Genomic DNA, 25,912 nt, shown 5'->3' with positions numbered 1-25,912 from the left:
ATAAATCGTTTGTCCTTCCATCGATCGGGCCTTATGGTGATTGCGTGCTCGATTCCCGCTCGAGACGCCCGCCCTGAACTGAACCGACGTCCCGAATCCCCAGGCCTTTATCCATGAATCCCATTCAAGCAAAAGACCGGCCCGTGTACTTCTCCCCGCGCAGGCTGGCTCATTCGAACCAGTTCGTCAGCGACTATGTCAAGGCTTGCGACTTCTATCGCGATGTCTTCGGCTTTGCCGAAGCGTACCGGCAGCCCGACAACCTGGCCAGTTTCCTGAGCAACGGCAACACCTATCACGATTTCGCCCTGATCGACCTGCGCAGCCATTACGCCCCCGAGGGCCAGAAGCCCGGACTCAACCATCTGGCGTTCGAGGTCGAATCGGAAGCCGCGCTGGTGGAGAGCTACAAGCGGGCCGTGGCGGACGGGATCGGCCCGATGCGGGCCGCCGATCACGACGTGGCCCATTCCATCTACATGCGCGATCCGGATGGCAACGCCGTCGAGTTCTACGCGGACGTGGTCGAAGACTGGGAAGAGGCCCGCAAGGGCATCATCATCAAGCAGAAGCCGAAATGGGAGCCTGGTGTCACCAACGTCCCCGACGCCCGTTGCCTGGTGAATCCGCATCCCAGGCTCAAGCGGCTGGAGGGCGCGCTGGTGCAGGGCAAGCGGGTGACCCACATCGGGCTGAGCGTGCGGGATTTCGACGCGATGTTCGAGTTCTATACGACGGTGGCGGGGCTGAAGACCTACTTCGGCGACAGGAGCGGCCCGTGCGTGCTGCTGGCCGGATCGGCCAGCACTGGCGACATCGCCTTGATCAGGCAGGCCCAGGCCCCGGCAGGCATGCACCACGTCGGGGTCGAGGTCTGGTCCGAGCGCGACCTCGACGCGGCCATGCGCGGCGCCGAACGCCTGGGCGCGACCATCGTGCGCGAGGTGAACCATGCGTCCCGCCGCGCCGTCAGCGTTGCCGATACGGATGGGCTGGTCATGCAACTGTACGTCGATCGGGATTGGCGCCCGGAAGTCATTGCATCGGCCAGCGAGGAAGACCTCCCCTATCTGCTTTGAGGCGGCATGCCTGCCGGGGTCGCCTGCGTGCCGCCTGTGCGGGCGCTAGCCCGCGGCACTCGTCTTCAGCCTTGGAAACAGGGTCAGCGCATTGGTCCGTTCGATTTTCTCGAGGTCTTCGCTGGCAAAGCCGAACTTCATCAGGCCGGGCAGCGTGGTCTGTGGCGGCAAGTACGGGAAGTCGGTCCCTAGAACGATGCGGTCCGTACCGGCAAGATCGAGAATCGCGCCAAGGTTCGCGGGGCTGGTCGACGTCGCGGCATCGAAATAGAGCCGCTTGAGATCGGCCAGGGCGCCATCGGGCAAACGCTCGGCGACGACCTTGTTGACCGTGGTGTGGAACAGGATGCGCTGAATCAGCGGGGCCGTAGCGCCGCCGGCATGGGAAAAAATGAACTTGATGTCCCGGTACTTCGAGAGCGCGCCGCTCAACAAAAGACTGACGATGGCGCGGGTGGTATCGAACATGTATTCGATCAGCGGCGGCGCTACGCCCTCCATCAACGCCGAACAGCAAGCCGCGGAGGTGGGATGGAAGAATACGGTGGCTTTGCGGCGGTTGAGCTCCTGGAAGACCGGTGCGAATGCGTCGTCGCCGGGCCACTTGTCTTCGTAGCTGGTGAGCAGGCCGACTCCATCGACCTCGAGCACGTCATAGGCGTAGGCAATTTCCTTCAGACTGCCCTCGACGTCAGGCAGCGACAGCGATGCCAGCACACCGAAGCGTTCGGGATGGTCCCGCCGCATCCCGGCCGCGTAATCGTTGGCCAGGCGCGCCAGATGGCGCGCTTCCGATACATCGCCGAACCACGTGCCGGGGTTCGACAGGGAAACCATGGCGGTGCGGATGCCGGACCGATCCATCATCTCGAGCGACTGCGCCGGCGTCCACTTCAGCACATGGGCGAAGTTCGGCGCGAACGACAGGATGCGCTCGCGCGCGATCTCGACGTATTTCGGGGGAAAGATGTGATGGTGGACATCGATGCGATGCGGTGCCCGGGGCTCGGACGGCGCAGTGGCGGCCCGGGTCAGCGAGGGCGTGCTCAGCATTGCAGCGCCGGCCAGCGTCATGAATCGACGGCGCGAGCAGCAGAGGCATCCCAAGCCGGACCCATGGGGGGAGTCCGAAGCCGGCTCTTGCTCGTTCGAAGACATTGCGCCTGGGGAGGAGGCGACCGTGGGTTTGCGATAAGGCATGGAGCTGTCTCCAGTGGTTTTTCTCATCGATGGGTTCGCGCCTCCTGGGCGGCGGCGGACTCGACTGCCGCGTAGGTTAGAAGTCGAGGCCACGGGCGTAAATCGCCGAAACTGGAATACATCTTTCCTGAGCCCGGAAGAATGGAGTCCGGGCACGGCCGGTCCGTATCTGCCACGGCTTTCCTTCCCCGGGATTTTCAGTAGAATTCAATGCCTCGAGCGCGGCGGCCCTTTCGGTCCATCCGGCCAGCGCTTTTTCTCAGATGCTCCGACGATGGTTTCCGCATACCGCAAGCGATTCACAGCATGGCTTGGCATCATTGCCATGCTGCTGCTCGTCTGCGCGCCGACGGTCAGCCACTTCCTGGCGGCGACGTGGAGCGTCACGGTGCCGATCTGCACCGAAGCGGATACGCCGGGGCAATCGGCCATCGTTTCCATTCTCAAGCTGGACAAGCAGCATGACTCGTCGCATCACCAGGCGGACCTGGAGGATTGCGGCTACTGCGGCCTGCTGACGCACGATGCGGCCTTGCTGCCCGTGCCGCCCGCGATGCCGTTTCCGCTGTTGCTCGTCATGCTGGCGCTGTTGCTGCCGCCGCTGCGCCGCTTCACGCCGATAGGCGCGTTTCCCTCCGGCCAGCCCCGCGCCCCGCCGCGTTTTTCCTGATCCCTCGAGTCTCTGATGTCTCGATGCGCTACCTGGGCGCATCGAGGCGAGCTCATTCGCCAGGAAGAACCCGAATCCGGCCGCCAGGCCGGGCCCGAGGCGACTCATGCACACCCCTTACTTTTCCGATCGGCCGGCGGCCGCTCGGAGCGCCGCCTATCGCACGCTGTGGCGCTGGCACTTCTATGCGGCGCTGTTCGTCATGCCCTTCCTGACGGTGCTGGCCGTCACGGGCACGCTGTATTGCTTCCAACCGCAGATCGATCCGCTGTTGTATCCCGGCCGGCTGCTCGTGGCCCCTGCCACGACGCCCAGGCTCTCCGAGGATGACTTGCTCGCGCGGGCCGAAGCCGCGGTGCCGCCCGGATCGCGCCCCGCTGCCGCGGCCGTCGGCTCCGATCCGGAGCGCAGTGCGGAATTCGTTTTCCGCTATCCCGACGGCCGGCAGCACAGCGTCTACCTGAACCCCTATACCGGCGAGATGCTGGGCACGCTGAGCGTGGAGCAACGCTTCATGCAGCGTGTCCGGATGATTCATCGCAAGCTGCTGCTCGGCAAGCCGGGCGAGCTGCTGATGGAGCTGGCGGCCTGCTGGACCCTGGTGATGGTCGGCACCGGCATCGCCCTGTGGTGGCCGCGCGGCGCTTTGACCTGGCGCGGCACGCTGTGGCCGCGGCTGGATTGGCGCGGCCGGGCATTCTGGAAGAGTGTGCACGCCGTGATGGGCATCTGGCTGGCCGCCGGCGCGGTGGCCTTCATTCTCACGGGCCTGCCGTGGTCCGGCTCGTGGGGAGAGCAGTTCAAGTCGCTGGCCACGCGCGCAAACCTGGGTTCGCCTCCTGGCGTCTGGGGCGGTTCGACGCGGCAATCGACGATTCCCGGACGGCAGCTTGCCCGGCCGGCCAACCACGCGCAGCATGGCGATGCGGTCGCCGGCGGGCGGGGCATGGACGGCATGCCCCCCATGGTCATGGACGACCTGCCGCTGCCGAGCACGCCTTGGGCGGTCGGTGCCACGACAGTGCCCGGATCCGGTCCTGCTGGCGGCTCGGCAGCGGCATTGCCGCTGGACCGCATACTCGACATCGTCCGGGCGAACGGCATCCCCCGCGGATACGACGTGGCCTTTCCCTCGACGCCATCCGGCGTCTACACCGTTTCCTATTTCCCTCCCGACCCGAAGCGCGAGCACGTCCTGCATATCGACCAGTACAGCGGCGAAGTGCTGGAAGAAATCGGCTACGACGACTACGGCGCGGTTTCCCGCTTGGTGTCGTACGGGACGTCCCTGCACATGGGCCGTTACTTCGGCCTGGCCAACCAGCTGGTCTGCGCGCTCATCTCTCTGGGCTTGGCCGGCATGGCCATCACGGGATTCGTGATGTGGTGGAAACGGCGGCCGCAGAAAGCCCTCGGCGCACCCGCCAGGTTGCCCACGCCAGTGACGATGCGCCGATGGAAGATCGGCCTGGCCGCCCTCGGCATGGTCTTTCCGCTCATGGGCGGGACGATGCTGCTGGTATGGGCGCTGGACAGCCTGGCCTTGAAGCGGCGCGCGATGCGCTGACGCGTGGGGGGATCCCCCGCAGCCTGACATTCTCGTATGGAGCAAACCATGTCTTTTCTGTTCCGCGCCTTGTGCGCGATGATTGCGGGCCTGGGCATGATCGCCGCGCCGCGCATGGCGAATGCCCAGCAAGTCCTGCCCGCCGTGACCGTCACCGGCGACTCGCAGCCGGATGATGGCGCAGGCTCCCTGACCGTCCCGGACACGGAGCAGGCCATCGCCGACATCGAACGCACGCCCGGCGGCGTCGCCGTCGTGCCCGACACTCAGTTCAAGAACGCCCCGGCGCAGACCGTCAAGGATGTCCTGGGATGGGTGCCGGGCATCTTCGTTCAGTCTCGCTATGGCGACGATGCCCGCATGTCGATCCGCGGCTCCGGCCTTTCCCGCAACTACGGCAACCGCGGGCTGAACCTGTACATGGACGGCATCCCGATCAATACCTCGGACGGATTGGTGGACAATTTCGAGATCGATCCGACCGCCTATCGGTATGTGGAAGTCTACAAGGGCGCCAATGCCTTGCGCTATGGCAGCAACTCGCTGGGCGGCGCGATCAACTTCGTTACGCCGACGGGCCGGGACGCCGCACCGTTCGAAGGGCGCATCGATGTGGGCAGCTTCGGCTATCGACGCGCGCAGGCAAGCGCCGGCGCGGCTCATGGAGCGTTCGACTATTTCATCACCGCATCCGCGCAGCGCTTCGACGGCTACCGCGACCACAGCGACGGCGACCAGCAGCGGGCCAGCGGCAATATCGGCTACCGCTTTTCGGCGGATGCCGAGACGCGCCTCTACCTGAACGTCAACCGGATACGCCAGCGGCTGCCGGGCGAGGTGACCAAGGACGCCGCGCTGCATGATCCGCGGACCGCGGATGCCGAATTCGAGCGGCTCGACCAGCAGCGCAACATCGATTCGATCCGTCTCGCCGACAAGACCACGCTCCGCTTCGGGCCCACCACGCTGGAGTTCGGCGTCTTCGGCGTTCACCGTCACGTGATGCACCCGATCTACCAATGGCTCGACTACCGCGTCAATGACTACGGCGGTTTCGTGCGCGCGGCCGACGACAGGACGATAGCCGGCTTTCGCAACCGGCTGGTTGCGGGCTTCAATGTGCACAATGGCTCGATCGACACGAACCAGTACGTCAATCTGACGGGCGCCAGGAAGGGTGCGCTGGCCGCGTCCATGATCGATACGTCGAAGAACATTTCCGCCTACGCGGAGAACACCTTCTTCGTCGGACGCGGCGTTGCCGTGGTGGCGGGCGCGCAGTTCCAGCACGCCGTGCGCGAGCGGGAGGACCGCTTCCTGTCGGATGGCGACCAGTCCGGCCGCCGCAGCTACGGCAACTTCAGTCCGAAGGTCGGCGTGTTGTGGGACGTCGATCCCGCCTGGCAGGTCTTCGCCAATGTCTCGCGCAGCGCCGAGGCGCCGACCTTCGACGCCAACACCTTTGCCACACCGGCCAGCTCGGAGCTGAAAGCGCAGACGGCGACCACTTACGAAATCGGCACGCGCGGGCGGCGCCGGGACCTCACCTGGGACATCTCGTTCTACCGCGCAGGCATCAGGAACGAACTGCAGTGCCTGACCACGGCGCCGTGGAGCCCTTGCACCGTGGTGAACGCCGGCCGCACCGTCCACCAGGGCATCGAACTGGGGTTCGGCGCGGCCTTTCTCGAATCGGCCTTCGAGCGGGGCGACCGGTTCTGGTTCAACGCCGCCTATACCTACAGCGACTTCCACTTCGACGGCGACCCCCAGTACGGCGGCAATCGCCTGCCCGGTGTGCCGATGCACGCCATTCGCGCCGAAGTGCTGTACAAGCATCCCGGCGGCTTCTACGCCGGGCCGAACGTGGAATGGATGCCGAAGGCCTACTATGCGGACAATGCCAACACGGAAACGGTCGACCCGTACGTGCTGCTGAACGTCAGGGTCGGCTATGCCAATGCGAAGCCGGGGTGGTCGGGATACGTCGAAGGACGCAATCTGTCGAACAGGCGCTACATCGCCAACGTGGCGGTGGCGGGCACGGCGACCGCCACGTCGGCGCTTTTCAACCCGGGTTCCGGCCGCTCCGTCCATGCCGGCCTGCAGTACAAGTGGTGACGGGTTTTCACGAAGGCCCTTCCAGGTCACGGACCGCCCCGAGGGGCGGTCCCGCGGTGGTCACGCGGCCTTCAGCAGCGCGCCGCAGGGGCTCAAGAGCTTGCGGTCGCCGAACGCATCGCGGATCCGCGTCGGCAGGCCCATCGTTTCGAGCAGTTGCAGCCACGGGCGCGGCGGAAGCTGTTCGATATTGTTCATGCTCCCGGTGTCCCAGACCCCACTGGCGATGAGCAGGGCCGCCGCGGCAGCCGGGACGCCCGCGGTGTAGGAGACGGCCTGGCTGCCTACCTCGCGGTAGGCAGCCTGATGATCGCAGACGTTGTAGATGAGCGCTTCATGCGGCTTGCCGTCCTTGACGCCGCGGATCAGGTCGCCGATGCAGGTCTTGCCCTGGTAGGAGCTGGCCAGCGAAGCCGGATCGGGCAGCACGGCCTTCACCACCTTCAGCGGGACGACCTCCTGGCCGCCGTCCGTGCGCACCGGCTTCTCGGAGAGCAGCCCGAGCGAGTTCAGCACGGTGAACACGTTGATGTAGTGATCGCTGAAGCCCATCCAGAACCGGATGTCCGGAACGTTCAGGTGGGTCGAGAGCGAATGGATCTCGTCGTGTCCGGTCAGATAGGTGGTCTGGCGGCCGACGACGGGAAGCTCCCACTCGCGGCGTTCCTCGAACATGCGGTTCTCTTGCCAGCGGCCCTGCTGCCATGACCAGACCGACCCGGTGAATTCGCGGAAGTTGATCTCCGGATCGAAGTTGGTGGCGAAGTATTTTTCATGGGAACCCGCGTTGGTGTCGATGATGTCGATCGACCGGACCTCGTCGAACAGCTCATCCACCGCCAGCCGCGCATAGGCGTTGACCACACCGGGGTCGAAGCCCGCGCCCAGGACGGCGGTCACCCCCGCCGCCGCGCAGGCCTGCGCCTGCTTCCATTCGTAGTTCGCGTACCACGGCGGGGCTTCGCAGGTCTTCGAGGGATCTTCGTGGATGGCGGTGTCGATGTACGCGGCGCCGGTCTCGATGCAGGCGGCGAGCACCGACATGTTCAGGAACGACGTTCCCGCCTGGATCACGATGCGGGCGCCGGTGGCGCGGATGAGCGCGGCGGTCGCCCGGACATCGAGCGCATTCAGGCCGTGGGCCTGGACGAGGCCCGGGTGGTTCATGCCGTGTCGGGCCTGGATCGAACGAACGATGTTCTGCGCCTTCGCCGGCGTTCGCGAGGCGATATGGACCTCGCCCAGAACCGCGTTGTGCTGGGCGCATTTGTGCGCAACCACGTGCGCCACCCCGCCGGCGCCGATGATCAGGACGTTTCGTTTCATCTTCGACCTCGTTCAATCAAAATCGAGCCAGCCCGTCACGACAGGCTGTCTACGTAATCCTGGTAGCAGAATTCGCGGACCAGTCGGATTTCGCCATCCAGCTCGCGGATGGCGATGGCGGGCATGCGCACGCCGTTGAACCAGTTCTTCTTCACCATCGTGTATCCCGCGGCATCCCGGATCGAGATGCGGGAGCCCGGCCGGAGCGGTTCCTCGAAGCCGTACTCGCCGAACACGTCTCCTGCCAGGCATGTGTTCCCGTAGACAACGTAGCGGTGGGCGCCCGCGTCCGGCTCCACCCGCGCGTTGAGCCGATAGATGAGCAGATCGAGCATGTGGGCCTCGGTCGCCGCATCGACGATGGCCAGGTCTTTCTCGTTGTGCATGACGTCCAGCACCGAGACTTCCAGCGTCGCGGTGTCCGCCACCACGGCTTCGCCCGGCTCCAGGTACACCTGGACGCCGTAGCGCTCGGCGAACCGGCGCAGCCGATCGCAAAAAGCGTCCAGCGGATAATCCGGCCCGCTGAAATGAATCCCTCCCCCCAGGCTGACCCAATCGACCTGGCCAAGCAGGTCGCCATAACGGCGCTCGACCTCGGCAAGCAGCGCATCGAAGCGGGGGAAATCGCGGTTCTCGCAGTTGTTGTGGATCATGAAGCCGTCGATCATCGGCATGGCCTGGCCGATCCTGTCCTTGTCCATTTCGCCCAGGCGGCTGAACGGCCGGGCGGGGTTGGCCAGGTCATAGCCCGAGACGCTGATGCCCGGGTTCAGGCGCAGTCCTCGCGGGAGCCCCGCCGCCGCGGCGCGCTCCGCGTAGCGTGCGAGCTGGCCGAGCGAATTGAAGATGATCTTGTCCGCGCTGGCGATCACCGCGTCGATCTCGTGCTCGGCGTAGGCCACGCTGTAAGCATGCGTCTCGCCGCCGAATTTCTCGCGGCCCAGCCGGACTTCGAACAGCGAGGACGACGTCGTCCCGTCCATGTACTCGCGCATGAGGTCGAAGACGCTCCACGTCGCGAAGCACTTCAGCGCAAGCAGGACTTTCGCTCCCGATTGCTCGCGGACGCGGCGGACGATCTCCAGGTTGCGGAGCAAAGCGCGCTTGTCGATGAGGTAATAAGGTGTCTTCAGCATGGCAAAGCGATGTGGCGCATGGTGGCCGCGAGGCCATGCGCGCATGATTCCGGGTTTGGGGTGGTTTCCGCAGTCGGCGATCGATCCGGAGTCCGGCCGTGCCGAGGGCGGGCGGTGGCGTATTTGAGACGGGTGCGTCTCAGGTGCGCATTCGGCCGTAATGAGGTGGCGGTGCCGGCGTGCGCCTGCTGGTTTCGCCGAACGACAGAGCAGGCTCATGCGGCATCGACGCGAGTGCCGTTCGCGTTCCGGCCGAAATAGTTCTGTCTTCCGTTTGGGTAGTGTTCAGCGATGCTAGAACGATCCCCAATTGGAAGAGGGCGTCACGACTCATAGCGTCCTCTCCAACCAGTGACGGACCCGGCGAAGGCCTGGGCCAAGACTTCTTGCAGCATTGCGCCAAAGGCGGCTTGAGCAGCCCGTTCGCTGCCGGACCACGAGCAGGACGACGCCGGGCTCGGGTCATACGGGGCCTGCATGGCGGCGACCCGTCAACAACGTGCGATCGTATCACAATCGATTTCGGAGCAGCGGCATTGTTGACAGGGCTGGACGGGCCATGCGCGACCGCCATACCCAGTATTCACTCCAGGACATGTGATCCAACCGGGTTCTTCGGTAGAGTTTGCCGATACGCAGCTTGATTGACCTCTTCCCGCAGACTCTTCCCAAGGCTCGCCATGCCTCCCGATACCGCTCCCGCTTCGTCATCGCGCGACCTGCGTTCCTGGCTCGACCTCGTCGAACGACACGGCGGCCTGGCGCGCATCGGAGCCGAGGTCGATCCGGTCGAAGAGCTGTCCGCCATTACCTTCCTGGGCAGCCGGCAGCCGGGGTCGCCCGCGTTCCTGTTCGACAAGCTCACGGGCGACGGCATGGGGGCGCGGGTGTTGTCGAACATGCTGGCGGCTTCGAAGGAGCGGTACGCGCTGGCGGTAGGGCTGGATCCCGCGCTGCCGGTGCGCGAGCTGGTTACCGAGACACGCAGGATAGGCAGCCGCCGCATCGCGCCGGTGGAGGTGGCTGCCGCGGCCGCGCCGGTGCGCGAGACGACGCTGGCGGGCGACGACATCGATCTAACCCGCTTTCCCGCGCCCAAGTTCTGGCCCGGCGACGGCGGGCGGTATCTCGGCACGGGCAATGTGACGTTCATCCGGAATCCCGACACGGGCGTGGTCAATGGCGGGGTGTATCGGCAGATGCTGCACGGCCCGCGCCGCCTGGGGCTGAACATGGTGCCGGGGCGCCACGGCGCGCAGAACTGCGAGGCCTGGTGGAAGCGGGGCCTGCCGTGTCCGGTCGTGACGACCTATGGCGTGGATCCGGCCATGTTCATCGCGGCCACGCAGGTTTACGCCCACGGGGAGAGCGAGATCGACGCGGCCGGCGGGCTGGCGGGCGAGCCCATGCAGGTGACGGCGGCCGATCTTTCGGATCTGCCGCTGCTGGCGCGGGCCGAGATGGTGGTCGAGGGCTTCATCCACCCGGACGACGTCGAGCGTGAAGGGCCGCTGGGCGAGTTCCACGGCTACTACTCGGGCAAGACGGACTTGCGCGCGGTGATCCAGGTCGAACGCGTGCACTACCGCCACAACCCCATCCTTACGGCCGCGCTGATGGCTACCTGGCCGTCGTGCGAGATCGGCGAGTACCACGCCGTCATGCGTTCGGCCCGCGTCTGGGACAACCTGGATGCGATGGGCGTGCCGGGCATCGCCGGCGTCTACGTCTATCCCGCATCCGCGTCGGCCGCAGGGCTGATGGTGGTGTCGATGAAGCAGCTCTATGCCGGCCATGTGGCGCAGGTGCTGGCGCTGGCCGCGCAATGTCCGGCCGCGGCCTACGTGATCCGCTGGATCGTGGCGGTGGACGACGACGTGGATCCCACCAATATCGGCGAGGTGATGTGGGCGATGAGCGTGCATTCCAACCCGGCCGACGATATCGACATCCTGCGCAAGACGTGGTCCTACCGAACCGACCCGAGCCTGGCGCCCGACGCGCGTCCCTATGGCTCCAAGGCGTTGATCGACGCCTGCCTGCCGCACCGGTATCGCGCCACGCAGTCCAGGCGGGCGCGCCTGTCGCGCGGCACCTACGAGCGCGTGGCCGCGCGCTGGGCCGAACTGGGACTGCCGGGCGCTGCGCCTTCCATCACGCATTTCCACGAAGACTGATTCCAAGGACCGACCTCATCATGGCCCTGCATCCCAATCTCATCGGCGGCGAATGGCGGACGGGCGAGCCGTTCCTCAACATCAATCCTTCCGATCTCGGCGACGTCATCGGCGAGTATGCGCGCGCGACGGTCGCGGACTGCCGCGACGCCATCGCCGCCGCGCGCGGCGCCGGCAAGGCCTGGGGGCTGACGCCGCCGCAGGCGCGGGCGGACCTGCTGTACAAGGTGGCTGCCGGCATCGAGGCCGAGGCCGGCAAGCTGGCCGATCTGCTGGCGCGCGAGGAGGGCAAGACGCTGCGCGAAGCCGCCGGCGAGGTGCTGCGCGCGGTCCAGCTCTTCCGCTTCTATGCGGGCGAGGCGCTGCGCGGCCCGGGCGAGCGCTACGACAGCAGCCGGCCGGGGATCGAGATCCAGGTCACGCGCGAACCGGTCGGCGTGGTCGGGCTGATCACGCCGTGGAATTTCCCGATCGGCATTCCCACCTGGAAGATCGCGCCGGCCCTGGCCTGGGGCAATGCCGTCGTGCTCAAGCCCGCCGACCTCGTGCCCGGCTGCGCCTGGGAACTGGCCCGCATCATCCACGAGGCGGGCGCGCCGCCGGGAGTCTTCAACCTGGTCATGGGACGCGGTTCCGTGGTGGGCGCGGAGATCATCGACAACCCCGGCGTGGACGCGATCAGCTTCACGGGCTCCGTGGAGACCGGGGCCAAGGTGCTGCAAGGCGCGGCGGCGCGCGGGGCCAAGGTGCAGATGGAGATGGGCGGCAAGAATCCGCTGGTGGTGCTGGCGGACGCGGATATCGACCGGGCCGTGCAAGTGGCGCTCGATGGCGCCTATTACGGAACCGGGCAGCGCTGCACGGCGTCCTCGCGCCTCATCGTCGAGGACGCCATTCACGACAGGTTCGTTGCCGGCCTGGCCGAGGCCCTGGCGGCCCAGGTGGTGGACGATGCGCGCAAGCCCGGCACGACCATCGGCCCGGTGGTGGACCAGCGCCAGTACGAGCAGGACCTGCGCTATCTGGACATCGGCCGCGGCGAGGCGCATCTGGCCTGGGGCGGCGCGCCGCTCGAGCGCGCGACCAGGGGGTTCTACCTGCAGCCCGCGCTGTTCACCGAGGTGCGCAACGACATGACCATCGCGCGCGAGGAGATCTTCGGTCCGGTGGCCGCGGTGATCCGCGTGAAGGACTACGAGGAAGCCCTGGCCGTGGCCAACGACACGCCCTTCGGGCTGTCGGCGGGCATCTGCACGACCTCGCTCAAGCATGCGCAGCATTTCCGGCGCCACGCCGAGGCCGGCATGGTAATGGTCAACTGTCCGACCGCGGGCGTGGACTACACCGCCGCGTTCGGCGGCCGCAAGGCATCCAGCTACGGCTCGCGCGAGCAGGGCCGCTATGCGGTGGAGTTCTACACCACCGTCAAGACTGCCTACCAGGCCATGTAGGGCGGGAGCTCAGGGCGCTTCGGGGCGGGGCAGGGAGGGCAGGCCCGCGACCATGCCGCGCAGCCAGCGGTTGCCCGAGTCGCTGTGCATGCCCACGTGCCAGAAGGCCCGCAGGTTGACCTGCGGCGTCTTGAACGGCAGCGGCAGTTGCCTGCCCCCGCCCGCCTGGGCGATGACGCGGCGCGCGATCACGCGCGGCACGGTCACGAACATGTCGGTCTCGGCCATGATGGCCGGCAGGAGCAGGTAGCTCGGGACGCGCAGCCGGATCTGCCGGTGCAGGCCTTGGCGCGCCAGTTCCTTGTCGATGTTGATGTCGGTCTTGTTGGCGGTGACCAGCACGTGATTGGCCTGCAGATAAGCGTCGAGGGACATGCTGTCGCCCCGGTACGCCGACTTCGGGCCCAGCACGCAAACGTGCTCGTCCACGAACAGGCCCAGCTGGTAGAAGCCGCTCTGCAATTCCTGCAAGTGGCCGACGGCGAGATCCGCCTCGCCCGATTCGAGCGCGTCGCGATAGTGTTCGCGCCCGATGCTGCTGACTTCCAGTTTGACGTTGGGTGCCGTCTCGGCGATGCGCGAGAGCAGCGCCGGGATCACCAGCAACTGGGCGAAATCCGACATCAGCAGCTTGAACGTGCGCTGCGAGGTGGCCGGGTCGAAATCGTTGACGCGGTCCATCCCCGCCCGCAGCAGTTCCAGCGCCTGCAGCACGTTGGACGCCATCTGCTGGGCGTAGCGCGTCGGATACATCTCGCCGCCGACGCGCGTGAACAGGGCATCGCCGGTCTGCTTCCTGAGCCGGTTCAAGGCATGGCTCATGGAAGGCTGGGACATGCCGATGCGCTCGCCGGCCCGGGTGACGTTGCGTTCCAGGTAGAGTGCCTCGAACACCACCAGCAGGTTGAGATCGAAATGGTCGAGGAGCTGGCTCATGGCACCCGGCACGCTGGACTTATTTGCCGAAATCGAGCGAGATGTTGGCCTGCTTGGCGATGTCGCCCCAGCGCTGCAGCTCGGCGTCGTTGAAGGCGGCGAACTCCTCGGCGTTCATCGGCATCGGGTCCATGCCGGCGGCCTTGGCCTTGGCGACATACTTCTGCTCCTTCATTCCCGCGGCGACGGTGTCGCCGATCTTCTTGACGACCTCGGGCGGCGTGCCGGCCGGAGCGTAGAGTCCCAGCCAGCTCGTCACCACGAAATCCGGGAAGCCGGCTTCTTTCATCGTGGGAACGTCCGGCAACTGGTCCGCGCGTTCGGCGCCGGTCACGGCCAGGGCCTTGAGCTTGCCGGCCTTGATCATCGGGACGGCGGAGGTCATGTTGGCGAAGCCGAAGTCGAGGTCGCCGTTGGCGATGCCGATCTGCGCTTCGGTGCCGCCCTTGTACGGCACGTGCTCGAACTTGATGCCCGTCTTCAACGCAAACAGCTCGGTGGTGAGGTGGGCCGAGGTGCCCACGCCGTTCGAGGAGGCCGTCACCGTGCCTTTCTTGTGCGCGTAGGCTGCCAGGTCCTTGGCGCTCTTGACCGGCGAATTGGGGCCGACCACCAGGACATTGGCGAATCCGGAGATGCCCGCTACCGGCACGAAGGCTTTGGCGACGTCGATCGGCAGGCCTTTCATCGTGACGGCGGGAATGACGTTGCCGCCCAGGCCGCCGCTGCTCAGCGTATAGCCGTCGGGTTTGGCGCGCGCCACGTATTGCTTGCCTATCATGCCCGAGGCGCCGGGCTTGTTCTCCAGCATCGTCGGCTGGCCGAGTTTCTCGGTGAGGATCTCGCCGGCGATGCGGCCCGAGGTGTCCGTCACGCCGCCGGGAGGATAGGCGCTGACGAGCATGATGAGGCGGTCGGGATAGCTGGACTCGGCCTGGGCCATGCCACAGCCTGCAACGGCGGCAAGGCAGAACACGGCGTGCTTCGAAACCTTCTTTAAATCCGTCAGACTATGCATGGCTTTTCCTTGCGATTGTGATTTAACGCATGAACTGATCGACGTAGTCTCCGCCCAGGCCGACTTCGGTGTAGTGGCGCCGGCACATTTCTATCTTGCTGAACACATCCTCGTAGCCGATCTGGCGACCGGCCTCGTCGAGATAAATCATCGCGCCGCCGACGTTGAAGAACGTGATCATCTCGTCCTCGGCGCTGCTGGCTTCGACGGTGAGCGTGTGGATTTCCCCCGGCGGTTCGAACACGAAGCGGCCCGCGCTGGCGACCCAGTCGTGTTCGAGGTAACGCCAGCTGCCCTTGATGACGTAGCCATACACGGGCGCGGGATGGATGTGGCGGCTCAGCACGCCGGAGCGCCGCACCCGCAGCAGGTTGCACCACCCGCCGGCGACGCGGTTGAAGAACAGGGGCCGGAACCAGACGTTGGGGGCTTGCGGGACCCAGACGCGTTCGTCGGCGGGAATGCCGTCCACCACCACTTCCGGCGTGATGCCGGGGTGCTGGATCACGGGAACATGGAATTGCGTGCCGCTCATGGGTTCTCCGTCAGCGCCGCGCGCCGATGCCGCCGGCGCGCAGGAAATCGAAATCGCAGCCGTATTCGGCCTGGGTGACGTGCTCCTGGTACAGCCAGCCGTAGCCGCGCGTTTCCTTTTGCGCGGGCGGCTGCCACAGCGCGCGGCGGCGGTCCAGCTCGGCGTCGTCGACCAGCAGGTCGATGGCCTGCCGCGACACCGACAGGGCGATGCGGTCGCCGTTGCGCACCAAGGCGAGCGGTCCGCCCGCTTCGGCCTCGGGAGAAATGTGGAGCACGACCGTGCCGTAGGCCGTGCCGCTCATGCGGGCGTCGGAGAGGCGCACCATGTCGCGCACGCCCTGGCGCGCCAGCTTGGCGGGAATGGGGATGTAGCCTGCTTCGGGCATGGCCGCCGCCTTGGGGCCTGCGTGCTTGAGCACGAGGATGTCGTCGGCCTCGACGTCCAGGTCCGGGGAATCGATGCGCGCGGCCATGTCTTCCAGGCTCTCGAACACCACGGCGCGTCCGGTGTGCTCGAACAGACTTTCGTCGGCGGCAGCGCGCTTGATCAGCGCGCCGTTGGGCGCCAGCGACCCCTTAAGGGCCAGCAGGCCGCCGTGGGGCAGCAGCGGCTCCCCGCGCCGGCGCACGACGCCGTGGTCGACCCAGCGCGGGGCCTGGGCCTGCATCCATTGCCCGATGGTCTCGCCGGTGACGGTCGAGGCGTCCTGGTGCAGCAGGTCGCGAAGTTCGTACATCACGGCCTGCACGCCGCCCGCGGCGTTGAGGTCTTCCATGTAGTTCGCGCCGGTGGGCTTGAGATCGACCAGCACCGGCGTTTCGGCCGACAGGCGGTTGAGCCGCGCGCCGTCCACGTCGAGCCCGAGCCGGCCGGCGATGGCGGTGAGGTGGATGACCGCGTTGGTCGAGCCGCTGATGGCCAGCAGGACGCGCAGGGCGTTGTCCACCGCGTCCTGCGTCACGATGCGGTCGGGGGTCAGGCCTTCGTGCGCGAGCGCCACGGCGCGGGCTCCGCTGGCCTCGGCGGCGCGCAGGCGGTCGGCATGCACGGCGGGTATGGCGGCGCTGCCGGGCAGCATCATGCCGAGCGCCTCGGCCAGGCAGGCCATGGTGCTGGCCGTGCCCATCACGGCGCAGCTGCCGGCGGTGGTCGCCAGGTTGCCTTCGATGGCCTCGATCTCGGCCTGGTCGATCTCGCCGCCGCGATAGCGGCCCCAGTGCCTGCGGCAATCCGTACAGGCGCCCAGGCGCTCGCCGTGGTGGCGGCCCGTCATCATCGGTCCGCCCACCACCTGGATGGCCGGGAGATTGGCCGACAGCGCGCCCATCAACTGGGCCGGAACGGTCTTGTCGCAGCCCCCCACCAGCACGACGGCGTCCATGGGCTGGGCGCGGATCATTTCCTCGACATCCATGGACATGAGGTTGCGGAACATCATGCTGGTGGGATAGAGGAAGGGCTCGCCCAGCGAGATGGAGGGGAACTCCATGGGCAGCCCGCCCGCGGCCAGCACGCCCCGCTTCACCGCCTCGATCAGCTCGGGGAAGTGGCGATGGCAGTTGTTGAAGTCGCTGCGCGAACTGGCGATGCCGACCACCGGGCGCTTGAGCAGGCGTTTCGAATAGCCCATCGACTGGGTGAACGACATGCGCAGGTATTCGGAGAACGCCGTGTCCCCGTAATGGGTGAGGCCTTTGCGCAGACCCTTGGGCGCCGAGCGGTCGTCCATGGCGTCAGGCCTTGCGCGGCCAGAGGCCGGCGTTGACCAGCGCCCGCGGGCGTTCGCCGCGCAGGCCGAGAATGAGGTTCTCGACCGCGAGGTCCATCATGGCCCGGCGCGTTTCCACGGTGCCGCTGGCCACGTGCGGCTGCAGCACGACGTTGTCGAGCTGGCACAGGGGGTGGTCGGCGCCGATGGGCTCCACCGTCATCACGTCCAGGGCGGCGCCGGCGATCTTGCGCTCGCGCAGGAACTCGACCAATGCGTCTTCGTCCAGCACCTTGCCGCGCGCGGTGTTGACGAGGAAAGCCGAAGGCTTCATCCATCCCAGTTCGCGCGCGCCCACGCACCGCGTCGTCTCGTCGCTGAGCGGAACGTGCACGCTGACCACGTCGGACTGCCTGAACAGCGCTTCGCGTTCGACCCAGCGGGCCAGGCCGCTGCTTTCGGCCGCCTCGTCCTTCTTGCGGTTGTGATAGATCACGTCCATGTCGAACGCCTTGGCGCGCGCCGCCACCATGCGGCCGATGCGTCCCATGCCGAGCAGCCCCAGCGTCTTGCCCGCCAGGTCGGTGCTCAGGGGCAGGGCGCCTTTCATCCACTTGCCGCCCCGCACGAAGCCGTCCCCGCGCACCATGTCGCGCATCGCACAGAGCATGAGCCCCAGGGTCAGGTCCGCCACGGCCTTGTCGAGCACTTCCGGCGTATTGCAGACGAGCACGTTGCGCTTCGTGGCGGCATCGACGTCGATGTTGTCGAAGCCCACGGCGTAGTTCGAGACGACCTCGACCCCGGGATACCTGGCCAGCAGCGCGTCGTCCACTTTGAGCCGCAGCGTGCCCAGCAGGCCGTGGATGCCGGCGCGGTCGGAGGCGGGAACCACGTCGTCGATATTGCCGCCCACGGGCAGGTCGATCAGGTCGAATTCGTTCTGCAGCCGCTCGCGCAGGTCGGCGGGTACGGTCAGGCTGACGACGATTTTCTTGCGTGATGCGGCCATGCTGCCTCGCTTGATTGGAATGATGAAGGGAAGGGTTTCAGTCCTGCCGCGACTCGAACTGGTCGTGCAGCCGGACTTCGGTGTTGTCGATGTGGTGCCGCGCCGCGCTCACGGCCCGTTCGGCATCCTGGTCGCGGATGGCCTTGAAAATGGCCTCGTGTTCGCGCTGCGCATCGAGCGGCCGGCCGACGATCTTCGCCGAGCGGCGCCGCGATACCTTCAGCCCGTTGTTCAGCAGCTCCGCCAGGAAGGTGAAGAACAACTGGTAGTTGTGATTGCCCGTGGCCCGGGCGATCGCGCCGTGGAAGCGCAGGTCGGCCTCCACGCCTTTCTCGACCTCGCCTTGCGCGTTGGCGGCTTCCATGTCGGCCAGGGCCGTGCGCATGGCTTGCAAATCTTCGTCGGTGCGGCGCAGCGCCGCCAGCCGCGCGGCCTCTACCTCGAAGCCGCGCCGCAGCTCCACGATGGCCAGCACCTGCGAGCGGTTGTCGGTATCGGCTTCGTGCAGGCGCAGCACCGCACTCGGCGTGTTGGAGACCACGGTCAGCCCGCGTCCCGGCCGGCTCGACACCAGCCCGTCGGCCTTGAGGCGGGACAGCGCCTCGCGCAGGATCGTCCGCGAGACGCCCAGGCGTTCGGCGATGATCTGTTCCGAAGGCAGCACTTCGCCGATGGCGTAGTTGCCGCCGGTGATCTCGTCGCGCAGCCGCTTGGCGATGCGGTCGGAGAGAAGGTCGGGCGTATCGGCGGCGTCCGCCTGCTTGAGCAGATTCAAAATACGAACCCCTGTTGTCTGAGTGTGTCGGCCACGTGCAGATAGCCTGCGCTGGCGTACTTGGCCGCCGTCGCGGCCGACCACGATGGAGCATCGGCGCGCCCCAGGGCCTCGGAATAGGCGAGCGTTTCCGCGTCGAGCCGGGCGATGTCGGTTTCCAGGCTGGCATCGTCGTAGCGTTCCCGATGCCAGAGCGAGGACAGCGGCAGCCGGGGCTTGAGCGGCTGGGCGGGCGCGGGCGCATACCCCAGGCAGACCCCGACCATGGGCATGACCAGGCGCGGCAGGCCCAGCAGGTCGATGACTTTCCGCGGCTCGCGCCGCACGCCGCCTACGGGGCACACCGCCAGGCCCGCCGCCCGCGCCGCGTTCATCATCGTCCCGGCCAGGATGCCGGCGTCGAGCACGCCGATGAGCAGGCCGTTGAGGTTTTCCTGAACGCGCTGCGCTACGCCATGCCGCGCGCACGCGGCGGCGGTCTTGTGGAAATCGACGCACAGCACGGCAAAGACCGGCGCGCGTTCGATCTGCGCCTGGTTGCCCGCCAGATGCGCCAGTTCGGCCTTGGCCGCGGGATCGGTAACGGTGACCCACGATACGTTTTGCGCGTTGTTCCAGGTGGGCGCCCGCCGGGTGGCCTCGAACACCTCGGCCAGCAGCGACTCCGCCACCGGCTGCGACGTGAAATTCCGCTGGCTGCGGTGGCTCGTGAATACGTTCAACGGGGCGTTCATCGAGAAGTTGCCTGGAGTTTCGTGCGAGCGATCATGGTGTAGTATGAGTTTGTAGTACAAACTTGTATATCAGTATTACTACTCAATGACGGTGAAAATCCATGCAAGGACCTGAGCTGAAACACGTCGCCGCCGCCGGCTCGACATCGCCGGTGAGCCGGCTGGTGGCGGTGCCGCCCGGCATGACCACCTACCACCTCAGCGGCCAGATGCCCCAGGTGCTGGATCCGGCCAGGCCGGCCGACAGCATCGAGGCCTACGGCAATCTCTACGACCAGACCCTGTCCACCCTGCAGCGCATCGAGGCCATCCTCCAGGCCGAGGGCCTGGGGCTGGGCGACCTCGTGTACACCCGCGCCAGCATCGTCAAGGGACCCGGCTATCCCGCGCTCGACTTCCCGGCCTTCAACCGGGCCTATGCCGAGGCCTTCGCCGCCACGCCGGGCCGCTATCCGGCGCGCATGGTGATGGAGATCGCGGGCCTGGTGAATCCGGGCTGGCTGCTGGAGATCGAAGCGGTGGCCGCGCGCTGACGCGGCCAGCGCGGCGAGGCTCAGGCGTCCAGGCAGAGCTGGATGAGCCTGGGCCCGCGTTCGCGCATGGACCGCGCGAAGGCCCGGTCCATCTCGTCGTTGGTGCGCACGCGCATGCTCTCCACGCCCAGGCTGCCTGCGAGGGCGGCCCAATCGACGCCGGGGTCCGACAGATCGAGCAGCGCGGTAACGTCCGGATTCGTCAGGTCGTGGCCCGTGCGGCGCATCTCGTCCTCGAGGATCTGATAGCGCTGGTTGGCCGCAATGCAGATGGTGACGTCGCTCTTGGTGCGGGCCATGCTCCACAGCGCCTGCAGCGTGTACATGGCGCTGCCGTCCGACTGCAGGCCCACGACCTTGCGGCTGGGCGCGGCGATGGCAGCGCCCAATGCCGCAGGAATGCCCTGGCCGATGGCGCCGCCCGTGAGCACGATGGTGCTGTGCCGGTTGGCCAGGTGGGCGAGCCGGTTGAAAGGGAAGGCCAGCGTCTTGCCTTCGGCCGAAATGATGGCCTGTTCGGGCAGGTGGGTGGCAACGATCAGCGCGGCGGATTCGGGGGTGAGGCGGCCGTCCAGGGCGCGCCAGTCGGGCAGGCCGGCGCCGGCGGGGGGCATGGCCGGGGCGGGCCCCAGCGCTTGCGCGAGCGCGGCCAGCGCCTCCGCCGCGCCTTTGGCTCCAGCATGCAGCGTGATGAACTTCTCGCTGTCGCCGAGGAAGCTGGGGACGCCTTCCGTGCCGAAGAAGGCGACCGGCCGCGCCGCGCCCACCAGCACCACGAGGTCGAAGCCGTGCAGCCATTCATGCGCGTGCCTGGCGTCGGGGTGCATGCGCCCGATGGCGGGCAGCCCCTTCCCGTGTTCGCTGCGCGCCGGGAAGGTCTCGCCCATGACGGAGACGTTGGTCCGTCCGGCGAGCTTGCCCACATGGCGCAGCGATTCTTCGAACAAGGCATCGCCGCCCAGCAGCAGCAACACCTTGCGGCCGGCCCGGATGGCCTTGGCGGCGATGTCCAGGCCGAGGCCGTCGTGGCGCGGCGAGGATGCGCCGCGCGGCGGGCGATAGGGCGCGTAGGCGATGGACGCCGTCTGGATGTCCATCGGCATGGTGAGGGTGTGGATGCCGCCTTCCTCGCCCAGCACGCCATCGAGCGCCGCCGCCACCGAGCGCTGCAGCGCGTCGACCGAGTCGGCGCGATGGTAGGCGCGCGACACTGGCGCGGCCAGCGAGGCGATGTCCGAGGCCAGCGGCGGGTCGGCATCGACGTGCCAGGTCATGTGGTCGCCGATGACGTTGAGGATGCTCGAACCGGCCCGCCGGGCGTTGTGCAGGTTGGCGATCGCATTGGCGAAGCCCGGACCCAGGTGCGTAAGCGTCATGGCCGGGCGCTGGGCGATGCGGTAATAGCCATCGGCGGCGCCGCTGCAGACGCCTTCGAACAGGCACAGCACGGGCCGCAGCCGGGGGACCGCTTCCATCGCGGCCACCATCGGCAGCTCGGTGGTGCCGGGATTGGCGAAGCAGACGTCGATGCCGGCGTCCGCCGCGCTTTCGAACAGCCACGACGCGCCGTTGCGCGTTGCCGGGACATGGGCCATCGGTCAGTTTCCTCGGGTGGCGGCCTCTAGCGAGGCGGAGAGTATCGCCAGGCCTTCCTGGAAGGTGGCATCGTCGGTATTGAGGGGGTACAGGAAACGGATGACGTTGCCGTGCACGCCGCAGGCGAGCAGGATGAGGCCGCGCGAACGGGCCTCGGCCAGGACCTTGCCGGCCAGGGCGCCGTCGGGCTCGCCCGCGGCGGAGACGAGTTCCACGCCGACCATCGAACCCAGGCCCTTGATGCGGCCGATGCACGCGAACCTCTTCCCCGCCTCGGCCAGGAAGGCGCGGATGGTGGCGGACAGGCGTTCGCCCTGCTCGATCACGCCCTCGTCCTCGAATATGTCGAGCACCGCATGGGCAGCCGCGATGGCCATGGGAGCGCCGGCATAGGTGCTGCCCAGGCCGCCGGGGATCACCGCGTCCATGATCTCGGTGCGGCCGACCACCGCCGACAGCGGCGTGCCCCCCGCCAGGCTCTTGGCCAGGGTGGTGATGTCGGCCTGGACGCCGAAGTGTTCCATCGCGAAGAGCTTGCCGGTGCGGCCCATGCCGCACTGGATCTCGTCGGCGAGGAGCACGATGCCCTCGCGGTCGCAGAGGGCGCGCAGCGCCTGCATGAAGGCAGGCGGCGTGGCATTGAATCCGCCTTCGCCCTGCACGGGCTCGATGACGATGGCGGCGACTTCCGCCGGATCGATTTCGTACTTGAACAGGCGGTCGAGCGATGCGAGGGAAGCGGCCACCGCCGTCTCGCTGTCGTCATCCGGGAAGATGGCCTTGTAGATGTCGCCGACGAACGGCCCGACCCCGATCCGGTACGGCCTGACCTTGCCGGTGAGGGCCAGGCCGAGGTTGGTGCGTCCGTGGAACGAGCCGGTGAAGCTGATGACGGCGCGCCGGCGCGTATGAGCGCGGGCGATCTTGATGGCGTTCTCGACCGCTTCGACCCCGGTCGAGAAGAACGCGGTCTTCTTCGTATGGCCGCCGGGAGCGAGCCGGTTCAGGCGCTCGGCCAGCGCGATGTAGGACTCGTACGGAATGACCTGTGCGCAGGTGTGCAGGAAGCGGTCCGCCTGGGCCTTGACGGCGGCCACCACGCGCGGGTGGTTGTGGCCGACGTTGAGCACCCCTATGCCGCCGGCGAAATCGATGTAGGTGCGGCCTTCGCCATCGGTAAGGCGGCTGCCGCTGGCCGACGCCGCGTAGATGTTCGTCCCGAATGCCACGCCCGCCGGTATGGCGGCGGCGCGGCGGCTGGTCCAATCGTTCGACATGATTTTCCTCAGAAGAAAACGGTGAGCGCCTTGCCGAGCAGCACGGACTGGTCGAGGAAGATGGAGCGCTGGCGTACTTTCCAGCCGCCGGCGGTCTCGATCAGCGTGTCGTCGCGCTTGCCGACGAACAGCGCCGTTTCGGTTTCGAGCCGGTTCTGGTAGACGAGGAAGCGCGAGCGGGCCTGGACGCGGCGCCGTCCCTCGCCGTCCTCCCGGGTTTCGACGATGCGCACATTGGTGACCAGGTGCGACACGCGCGAGACCGGTTCCTCGGCCCAATGCATGCCGGTGCGGAACTGCTCGACGCGCAGGCGCAGCGTCTCCATGCCTTCGTCGAACCAGGCCGCGTCCTGCTGGGGCCGGGTGTATTCCTCGGCCAGCGAGCGGCTCTGCACGTTGCGGGCGAGGGGCATCCAATAACGGATGCGCTCGTCCAGCGTGGCCAGCCAGCCTTCGTAGTCGCGCGCGTCGAGCATGTCGGACTGCTGGTAGTAGAACTGCTCGACGGATTTCAGCAGCAGCAGGGCGGCGAGCTGCGCTTCGGCGTCTTGTTGGAGAACCGTCGACATGTCACGCCCCTTGCTCGGCCCGCGAGGCGGCCATCAGTTCGGCCCACGACAGGCCGCGCACGAACTGGGCCCAGCGCTTGTAGTAGTTGCGGTTGTTCTCTTCGGTGAACTCGCCGGTGGTCACCGCCCCGCGCAGCCCGGGTATGGGCTCCGCGTGGCCGAGGCCCATCTGGTAGTTGAACGGCGTTCGGCGCGCGATGCTGCCCCTGCACGATTGCGTGGCGTAGGTCCAGTTCTCGGTATCGTCCGACTCCGTCATCCCGCCCGGGCCGGAGTAGCGCAGATAGTAGTGGCGGTGGGCGTCCTTGACGGCCTGCGGCGCGTCCTTGTCGACCAGGAAAATCCGCCACATCTCGGTTTCGGTCGGGCTGATCGGATGGAAGACGCCGATGGTGCGCGGCTGGCGGCCATGGATGGCCACGTTCGGGAACACGCCGCCCACGCTGTGCAGGACCTTCACCTTGCCGCCCAGGAGCGCCTCGCGCTTGTCGTAGAGGCCGCGGTAATAGTCCTCCACCTCGGGATGGTTGGCGAACAGCGGCTTGTAGGGCTCCTCGTCCTGGTACGGGGCGCGGCCGATCACGCCGTGGCCGAAATGCCTGAACGATATCGACGTGCGCTGCGGGGTGGCGTCGCGCCGGCCCTTGCCGCCCGGCCCGATGCCGATGGAATCCACCGAGCGGTGGCTGATGTCGTGGTAGAGATCGCCGTTGAAGTTCTCGGCGATGATCTTCCAGTTGGTGCCGATGCGCCACTTCTGCACGCCCGCGATCATTTCCGAGCCGCCGGGGCTGCCGTCGCGATGGTCGAGGGCGGAGTCCAGGTAGAGCTTCATGTCGCCCAGGTACTCTTCGAAATCGGGAGCGTCCGGATCCCAGGTCGCCCAGATCGTGCCTTTGAAATTGACCAGCTTGGCCACCCGGCGCAAGCCCCAGGCCGAGGTGTCGAGCTCGCCGAAGTAATGCCTGTTCAGCCCGGGTACGCCCGTGAGCGCGCCGGGTATGGACGACAGCTTGCCGTCGGTCGTGAACGTCCAGCCATGGTAGGGACAGGAAAAGGCGCGGGTATTGCCCTGGTCCTGGCGGCACAGCTTCATGCCGCGGTGCGCACATGAATTGAGCAGGACCTGGATCTGGTTCTGGCGATCGCGCGTGAGAATGACCGAATCGGTGCCCATCCGGCTGACGAAATAATCGTCGGGGCCGGGAACCATCGATTCGTGGCCGACGAACAGCCAGGCCCGGGAAAACAGGTGTTCCTGTTCGAGATCGAACAGTTCCTGGCTGGCGAAGAGTTCCCGGCTGACGGTGCCGGCCCTCGCATCGACCAGCGTGTCGAGTGAAAGTGCCATCGCTATTCCTCCGGCGCGGCCACCGCCGCGCACAGAGGAACGTTAAGGAATGGCCGGGCGGGAGTCTATCGGACGCCGGGCATACTGGGTATGTGCCGCTTGCATACCTAGTGCCCGCCACGCTCGGCGATCACCTCGCACAGGGTATCGGTAAAGGCTTGCAGCGCGGCCGGCTGGGCGCGTCCGCGCTTGGTGATCATGTGAAAGTCCAGGTCCACCGACGGGTCGGTCAGCAGCACCGATACGAACTCGGTCCGGCGCGGCTCCGGCGCCGCGAAAGAGGGCAGTATGGTCGGCCCGACGCCGGCCGCCACCATGCCGACCAGGGATTCCAGATTGTTGAACCGTATGCCGACTGCGGCGCTGGCACGGCCCGCCCGGCTCTTGTGCTGGTTGATGAACTGTTGCAGTTCGGAGGTCGCGTTCAGTTCGACGAAGGGCACGTCCGGCAAATCGCTCCAGGCGAGCCGCGCAGGGGGATTCCGCATGCCCAGCAGCACGGGCGCGTCGCGGGCCTCCACGTAGCGGAAGCCGAACTGGAAGAGCGGCTTGCGGGACATGTCGGGCAAGCGCCGCGAGAAGATGCCCAGGCCGCAATCGACCTCGCCGCTGCGCACCAGCCGTTCGACTTCGGGCCTGTGCACGTCGACGATGCGCAGGTCTATGGCCGGATGGTTCCGGCGCAGCCGCACGTAGACGTGCGACATGACGTTGGCGCAGAAAATCTGGGTCGACGCAATGTGAAGGGTGCGCCGCTGTTCGACCGACAGCTGGCTCAGCACGGGCGTCACGCCATCCATCTCGTCGACGATGCGGCGCGCCGAGATGAGCAGGCGCCGGCCGGCGGGCGTGAGGTCGACCGAGCGCGTGGTGCGCTCCAGCAGCTTGCATGAGAGCTGGTTCTCCATCTCCTGCATCATCAGGCTCAAACCGGGTTGGCTTATATGCAGCGCCTGGGCTGCGCGCGTGAAGCTGTGGGTATCGGCCAAGGCGAGGAATGCCTTGAAATGGCGCAGTGATAGATTCATAAGTGAATGAAATAAATGAATTTGAAATATATATTTCACATATTAAATGCGGGTTCCTAGAATTGTCTGCACCGGCAGGATCGCCGGGTCCACTGTAAGGAGACGAC

Annotated in this window: 22 protein-coding genes; 7 read left to right on the top strand and 15 right to left on the bottom strand. The window is 66.9% G+C overall.

Features of this window, described 5'->3' with window-relative positions:
* The first annotated feature begins 113 nt into the window (after positions 1-113).
* A complete protein-coding gene (locus tag PIGHUM_RS15840) occupies positions 114-1,079 on the top strand; it encodes a VOC family protein (protein ID WP_124080540.1) in 966 nt (321 codons plus the stop codon).
* A 45-nt stretch (positions 1,080-1,124) separates the two neighbouring features.
* Here PIGHUM_RS15840 and PIGHUM_RS15835 read toward each other — a convergent pair whose 3' ends face one another.
* The gene (locus PIGHUM_RS15835) at positions 1,125-2,153 is read right to left on the bottom strand and encodes an amidohydrolase family protein (protein ID WP_160142306.1); all 1,029 of its coding nucleotides are present in this window, start codon (positions 2,151-2,153) and stop codon (positions 1,125-1,127) included.
* Between the two features lie 400 nt (positions 2,154-2,553).
* Between PIGHUM_RS15835 and PIGHUM_RS15830 the strand changes: the two genes are divergently transcribed.
* The 3 genes from PIGHUM_RS15830 to PIGHUM_RS15820 all read left to right on the top strand — a co-directional run bounded on the left by PIGHUM_RS15830 (position 2,554) and on the right by PIGHUM_RS15820 (position 6,637).
* Positions 2,554-2,949 (top strand): DUF2946 domain-containing protein, encoded by a 396-nt coding sequence (locus tag PIGHUM_RS15830; RefSeq protein WP_124080538.1) that lies wholly within the window; start codon positions 2,554-2,556, stop codon positions 2,947-2,949.
* 106 nt (positions 2,950-3,055) lie between these two features.
* Positions 3,056-4,516 (top strand): PepSY-associated TM helix domain-containing protein, encoded by a 1,461-nt coding sequence (locus PIGHUM_RS15825; protein WP_124080537.1) that lies wholly within the window; start codon positions 3,056-3,058, stop codon positions 4,514-4,516.
* A gap of 48 nt (positions 4,517-4,564) precedes the next feature.
* Positions 4,565-6,637, top strand: a complete 2,073-nt coding sequence (locus tag PIGHUM_RS15820; RefSeq protein WP_187697798.1) for a TonB-dependent receptor family protein — start codon at positions 4,565-4,567, stop codon at positions 6,635-6,637.
* Between the two features lie 60 nt (positions 6,638-6,697).
* Here PIGHUM_RS15820 and PIGHUM_RS15815 read toward each other — a convergent pair whose 3' ends face one another.
* Together PIGHUM_RS15815 and nspC are read right to left on the bottom strand one after the other, a co-directional pair.
* Positions 6,698-7,963: a saccharopine dehydrogenase family protein gene (locus PIGHUM_RS15815; protein ID WP_124080535.1), complete on the bottom strand. Its 1,266-nt coding sequence runs from the start codon at positions 7,961-7,963 to the stop codon at positions 6,698-6,700.
* 35 nt (positions 7,964-7,998) lie between these two features.
* Complete coding sequence (gene nspC, locus PIGHUM_RS15810; protein WP_124080534.1) at positions 7,999-9,102, bottom strand: carboxynorspermidine decarboxylase; 1,104 nt, start codon at positions 9,100-9,102, stop codon at positions 7,999-8,001.
* Positions 9,103-9,782: 680 nt separating this feature from the next.
* On the opposite strand from nspC, the gene PIGHUM_RS15805 reads away from it, so the two are divergent.
* Both PIGHUM_RS15805 and PIGHUM_RS15800 read left to right on the top strand, forming a co-directional pair.
* The gene (locus PIGHUM_RS15805; protein WP_124080533.1) at positions 9,783-11,279 is read left to right on the top strand and encodes a UbiD family decarboxylase; all 1,497 of its coding nucleotides are present in this window, start codon (positions 9,783-9,785) and stop codon (positions 11,277-11,279) included.
* Positions 11,280-11,305: 26 nt separating this feature from the next.
* The gene (locus tag PIGHUM_RS15800; RefSeq protein ID WP_425466732.1) at positions 11,306-12,730 is read left to right on the top strand and encodes an aldehyde dehydrogenase family protein; all 1,425 of its coding nucleotides are present in this window, start codon (positions 11,306-11,308) and stop codon (positions 12,728-12,730) included.
* Positions 12,731-12,739: 9 nt separating this feature from the next.
* On the opposite strand, the gene PIGHUM_RS15795 is transcribed toward PIGHUM_RS15800, so the two are convergent.
* From PIGHUM_RS15795 to PIGHUM_RS15765, 7 genes are read right to left on the bottom strand one after another with little or no spacing between them, the layout of a single operon-like run.
* Positions 12,740-13,666, bottom strand: coding sequence for a LysR family transcriptional regulator (locus PIGHUM_RS15795; RefSeq protein WP_124080531.1), 927 nt, complete (start codon positions 13,664-13,666; stop codon positions 12,740-12,742).
* Positions 13,667-13,685: 19 nt separating this feature from the next.
* Positions 13,686-14,684, bottom strand: coding sequence for a Bug family tripartite tricarboxylate transporter substrate binding protein (locus PIGHUM_RS15790; protein WP_124080530.1), 999 nt, complete (start codon positions 14,682-14,684; stop codon positions 13,686-13,688).
* 22 nt (positions 14,685-14,706) lie between these two features.
* On the bottom strand, positions 14,707-15,219 hold the full coding sequence (locus PIGHUM_RS15785) for a 2,4'-dihydroxyacetophenone dioxygenase family protein (RefSeq protein WP_124080529.1): 513 nt from the start codon (positions 15,217-15,219) through the stop codon (positions 14,707-14,709).
* A 10-nt stretch (positions 15,220-15,229) separates the two neighbouring features.
* Entirely contained in the window at positions 15,230-16,951 is a 1,722-nt protein-coding gene (locus tag PIGHUM_RS15780) for an IlvD/Edd family dehydratase (protein ID WP_124080528.1), read from the bottom strand.
* Between the two features lie 4 nt (positions 16,952-16,955).
* On the bottom strand, positions 16,956-17,942 hold the full coding sequence (locus tag PIGHUM_RS15775) for a 2-hydroxyacid dehydrogenase (RefSeq protein ID WP_124080527.1): 987 nt from the start codon (positions 17,940-17,942) through the stop codon (positions 16,956-16,958).
* Positions 17,943-17,979: 37 nt separating this feature from the next.
* Entirely contained in the window at positions 17,980-18,717 is a 738-nt protein-coding gene (locus PIGHUM_RS24365; RefSeq protein WP_281279086.1) for a FadR/GntR family transcriptional regulator, read from the bottom strand.
* Positions 18,714-19,451 carry a nitroreductase family protein gene (locus tag PIGHUM_RS15765; protein ID WP_124080526.1) on the bottom strand — a complete coding sequence of 246 codons (738 nt, stop codon included), beginning with the start codon at positions 19,449-19,451 and terminating at the stop codon, positions 18,714-18,716. Before PIGHUM_RS15765 ends, PIGHUM_RS24365 begins: the two co-directional genes overlap by 4 nt.
* Before the next feature lie 101 nt (positions 19,452-19,552).
* Between PIGHUM_RS15765 and PIGHUM_RS15760 the strand changes: the two genes are divergently transcribed.
* On the top strand, positions 19,553-19,984 hold the full coding sequence (locus PIGHUM_RS15760; RefSeq protein ID WP_124080525.1) for a Rid family hydrolase: 432 nt from the start codon (positions 19,553-19,555) through the stop codon (positions 19,982-19,984).
* Positions 19,985-20,004: 20 nt separating this feature from the next.
* Here the strand turns inward: PIGHUM_RS15760 and PIGHUM_RS15755 are convergent, their stop codons facing one another.
* The 5 genes from PIGHUM_RS15755 to PIGHUM_RS15735 all read right to left on the bottom strand — a co-directional run bounded on the left by PIGHUM_RS15755 (position 20,005) and on the right by PIGHUM_RS15735 (position 25,805).
* Positions 20,005-21,579, bottom strand: a complete 1,575-nt coding sequence (locus PIGHUM_RS15755; protein ID WP_124080524.1) for an acetolactate synthase large subunit — start codon at positions 21,577-21,579, stop codon at positions 20,005-20,007.
* A gap of 3 nt (positions 21,580-21,582) precedes the next feature.
* Positions 21,583-22,857, bottom strand: coding sequence for a 4-aminobutyrate--2-oxoglutarate transaminase (gabT, locus tag PIGHUM_RS15750; RefSeq protein ID WP_124080523.1), 1,275 nt, complete (start codon positions 22,855-22,857; stop codon positions 21,583-21,585).
* 8 nt (positions 22,858-22,865) lie between these two features.
* Complete coding sequence (locus tag PIGHUM_RS15745) at positions 22,866-23,426, bottom strand: 3-phenylpropionate/cinnamic acid dioxygenase subunit beta (protein WP_124080522.1); 561 nt, start codon at positions 23,424-23,426, stop codon at positions 22,866-22,868.
* Position 23,427: 1 nt separating this feature from the next.
* Entirely contained in the window at positions 23,428-24,777 is a 1,350-nt protein-coding gene (locus PIGHUM_RS15740) for an aromatic ring-hydroxylating oxygenase subunit alpha (protein WP_124080521.1), read from the bottom strand.
* A gap of 107 nt (positions 24,778-24,884) precedes the next feature.
* Positions 24,885-25,805 (bottom strand): LysR family transcriptional regulator, encoded by a 921-nt coding sequence (locus PIGHUM_RS15735; protein WP_124080520.1) that lies wholly within the window; start codon positions 25,803-25,805, stop codon positions 24,885-24,887.
* Positions 25,806-25,912: the final 107 nt, after the last annotated feature.

Origin of the sequence: Pigmentiphaga humi (assembly GCF_900606115.1) — a bacterium.
In the GTDB taxonomy this organism is placed as follows: Bacteria; Pseudomonadota; Gammaproteobacteria; order Burkholderiales; family Burkholderiaceae_B; genus Pigmentiphaga; species Pigmentiphaga humi.
Note: the sequence above shows the minus strand (reverse complement) of the source record. Positions and strands in the feature narration are given on the sequence as shown.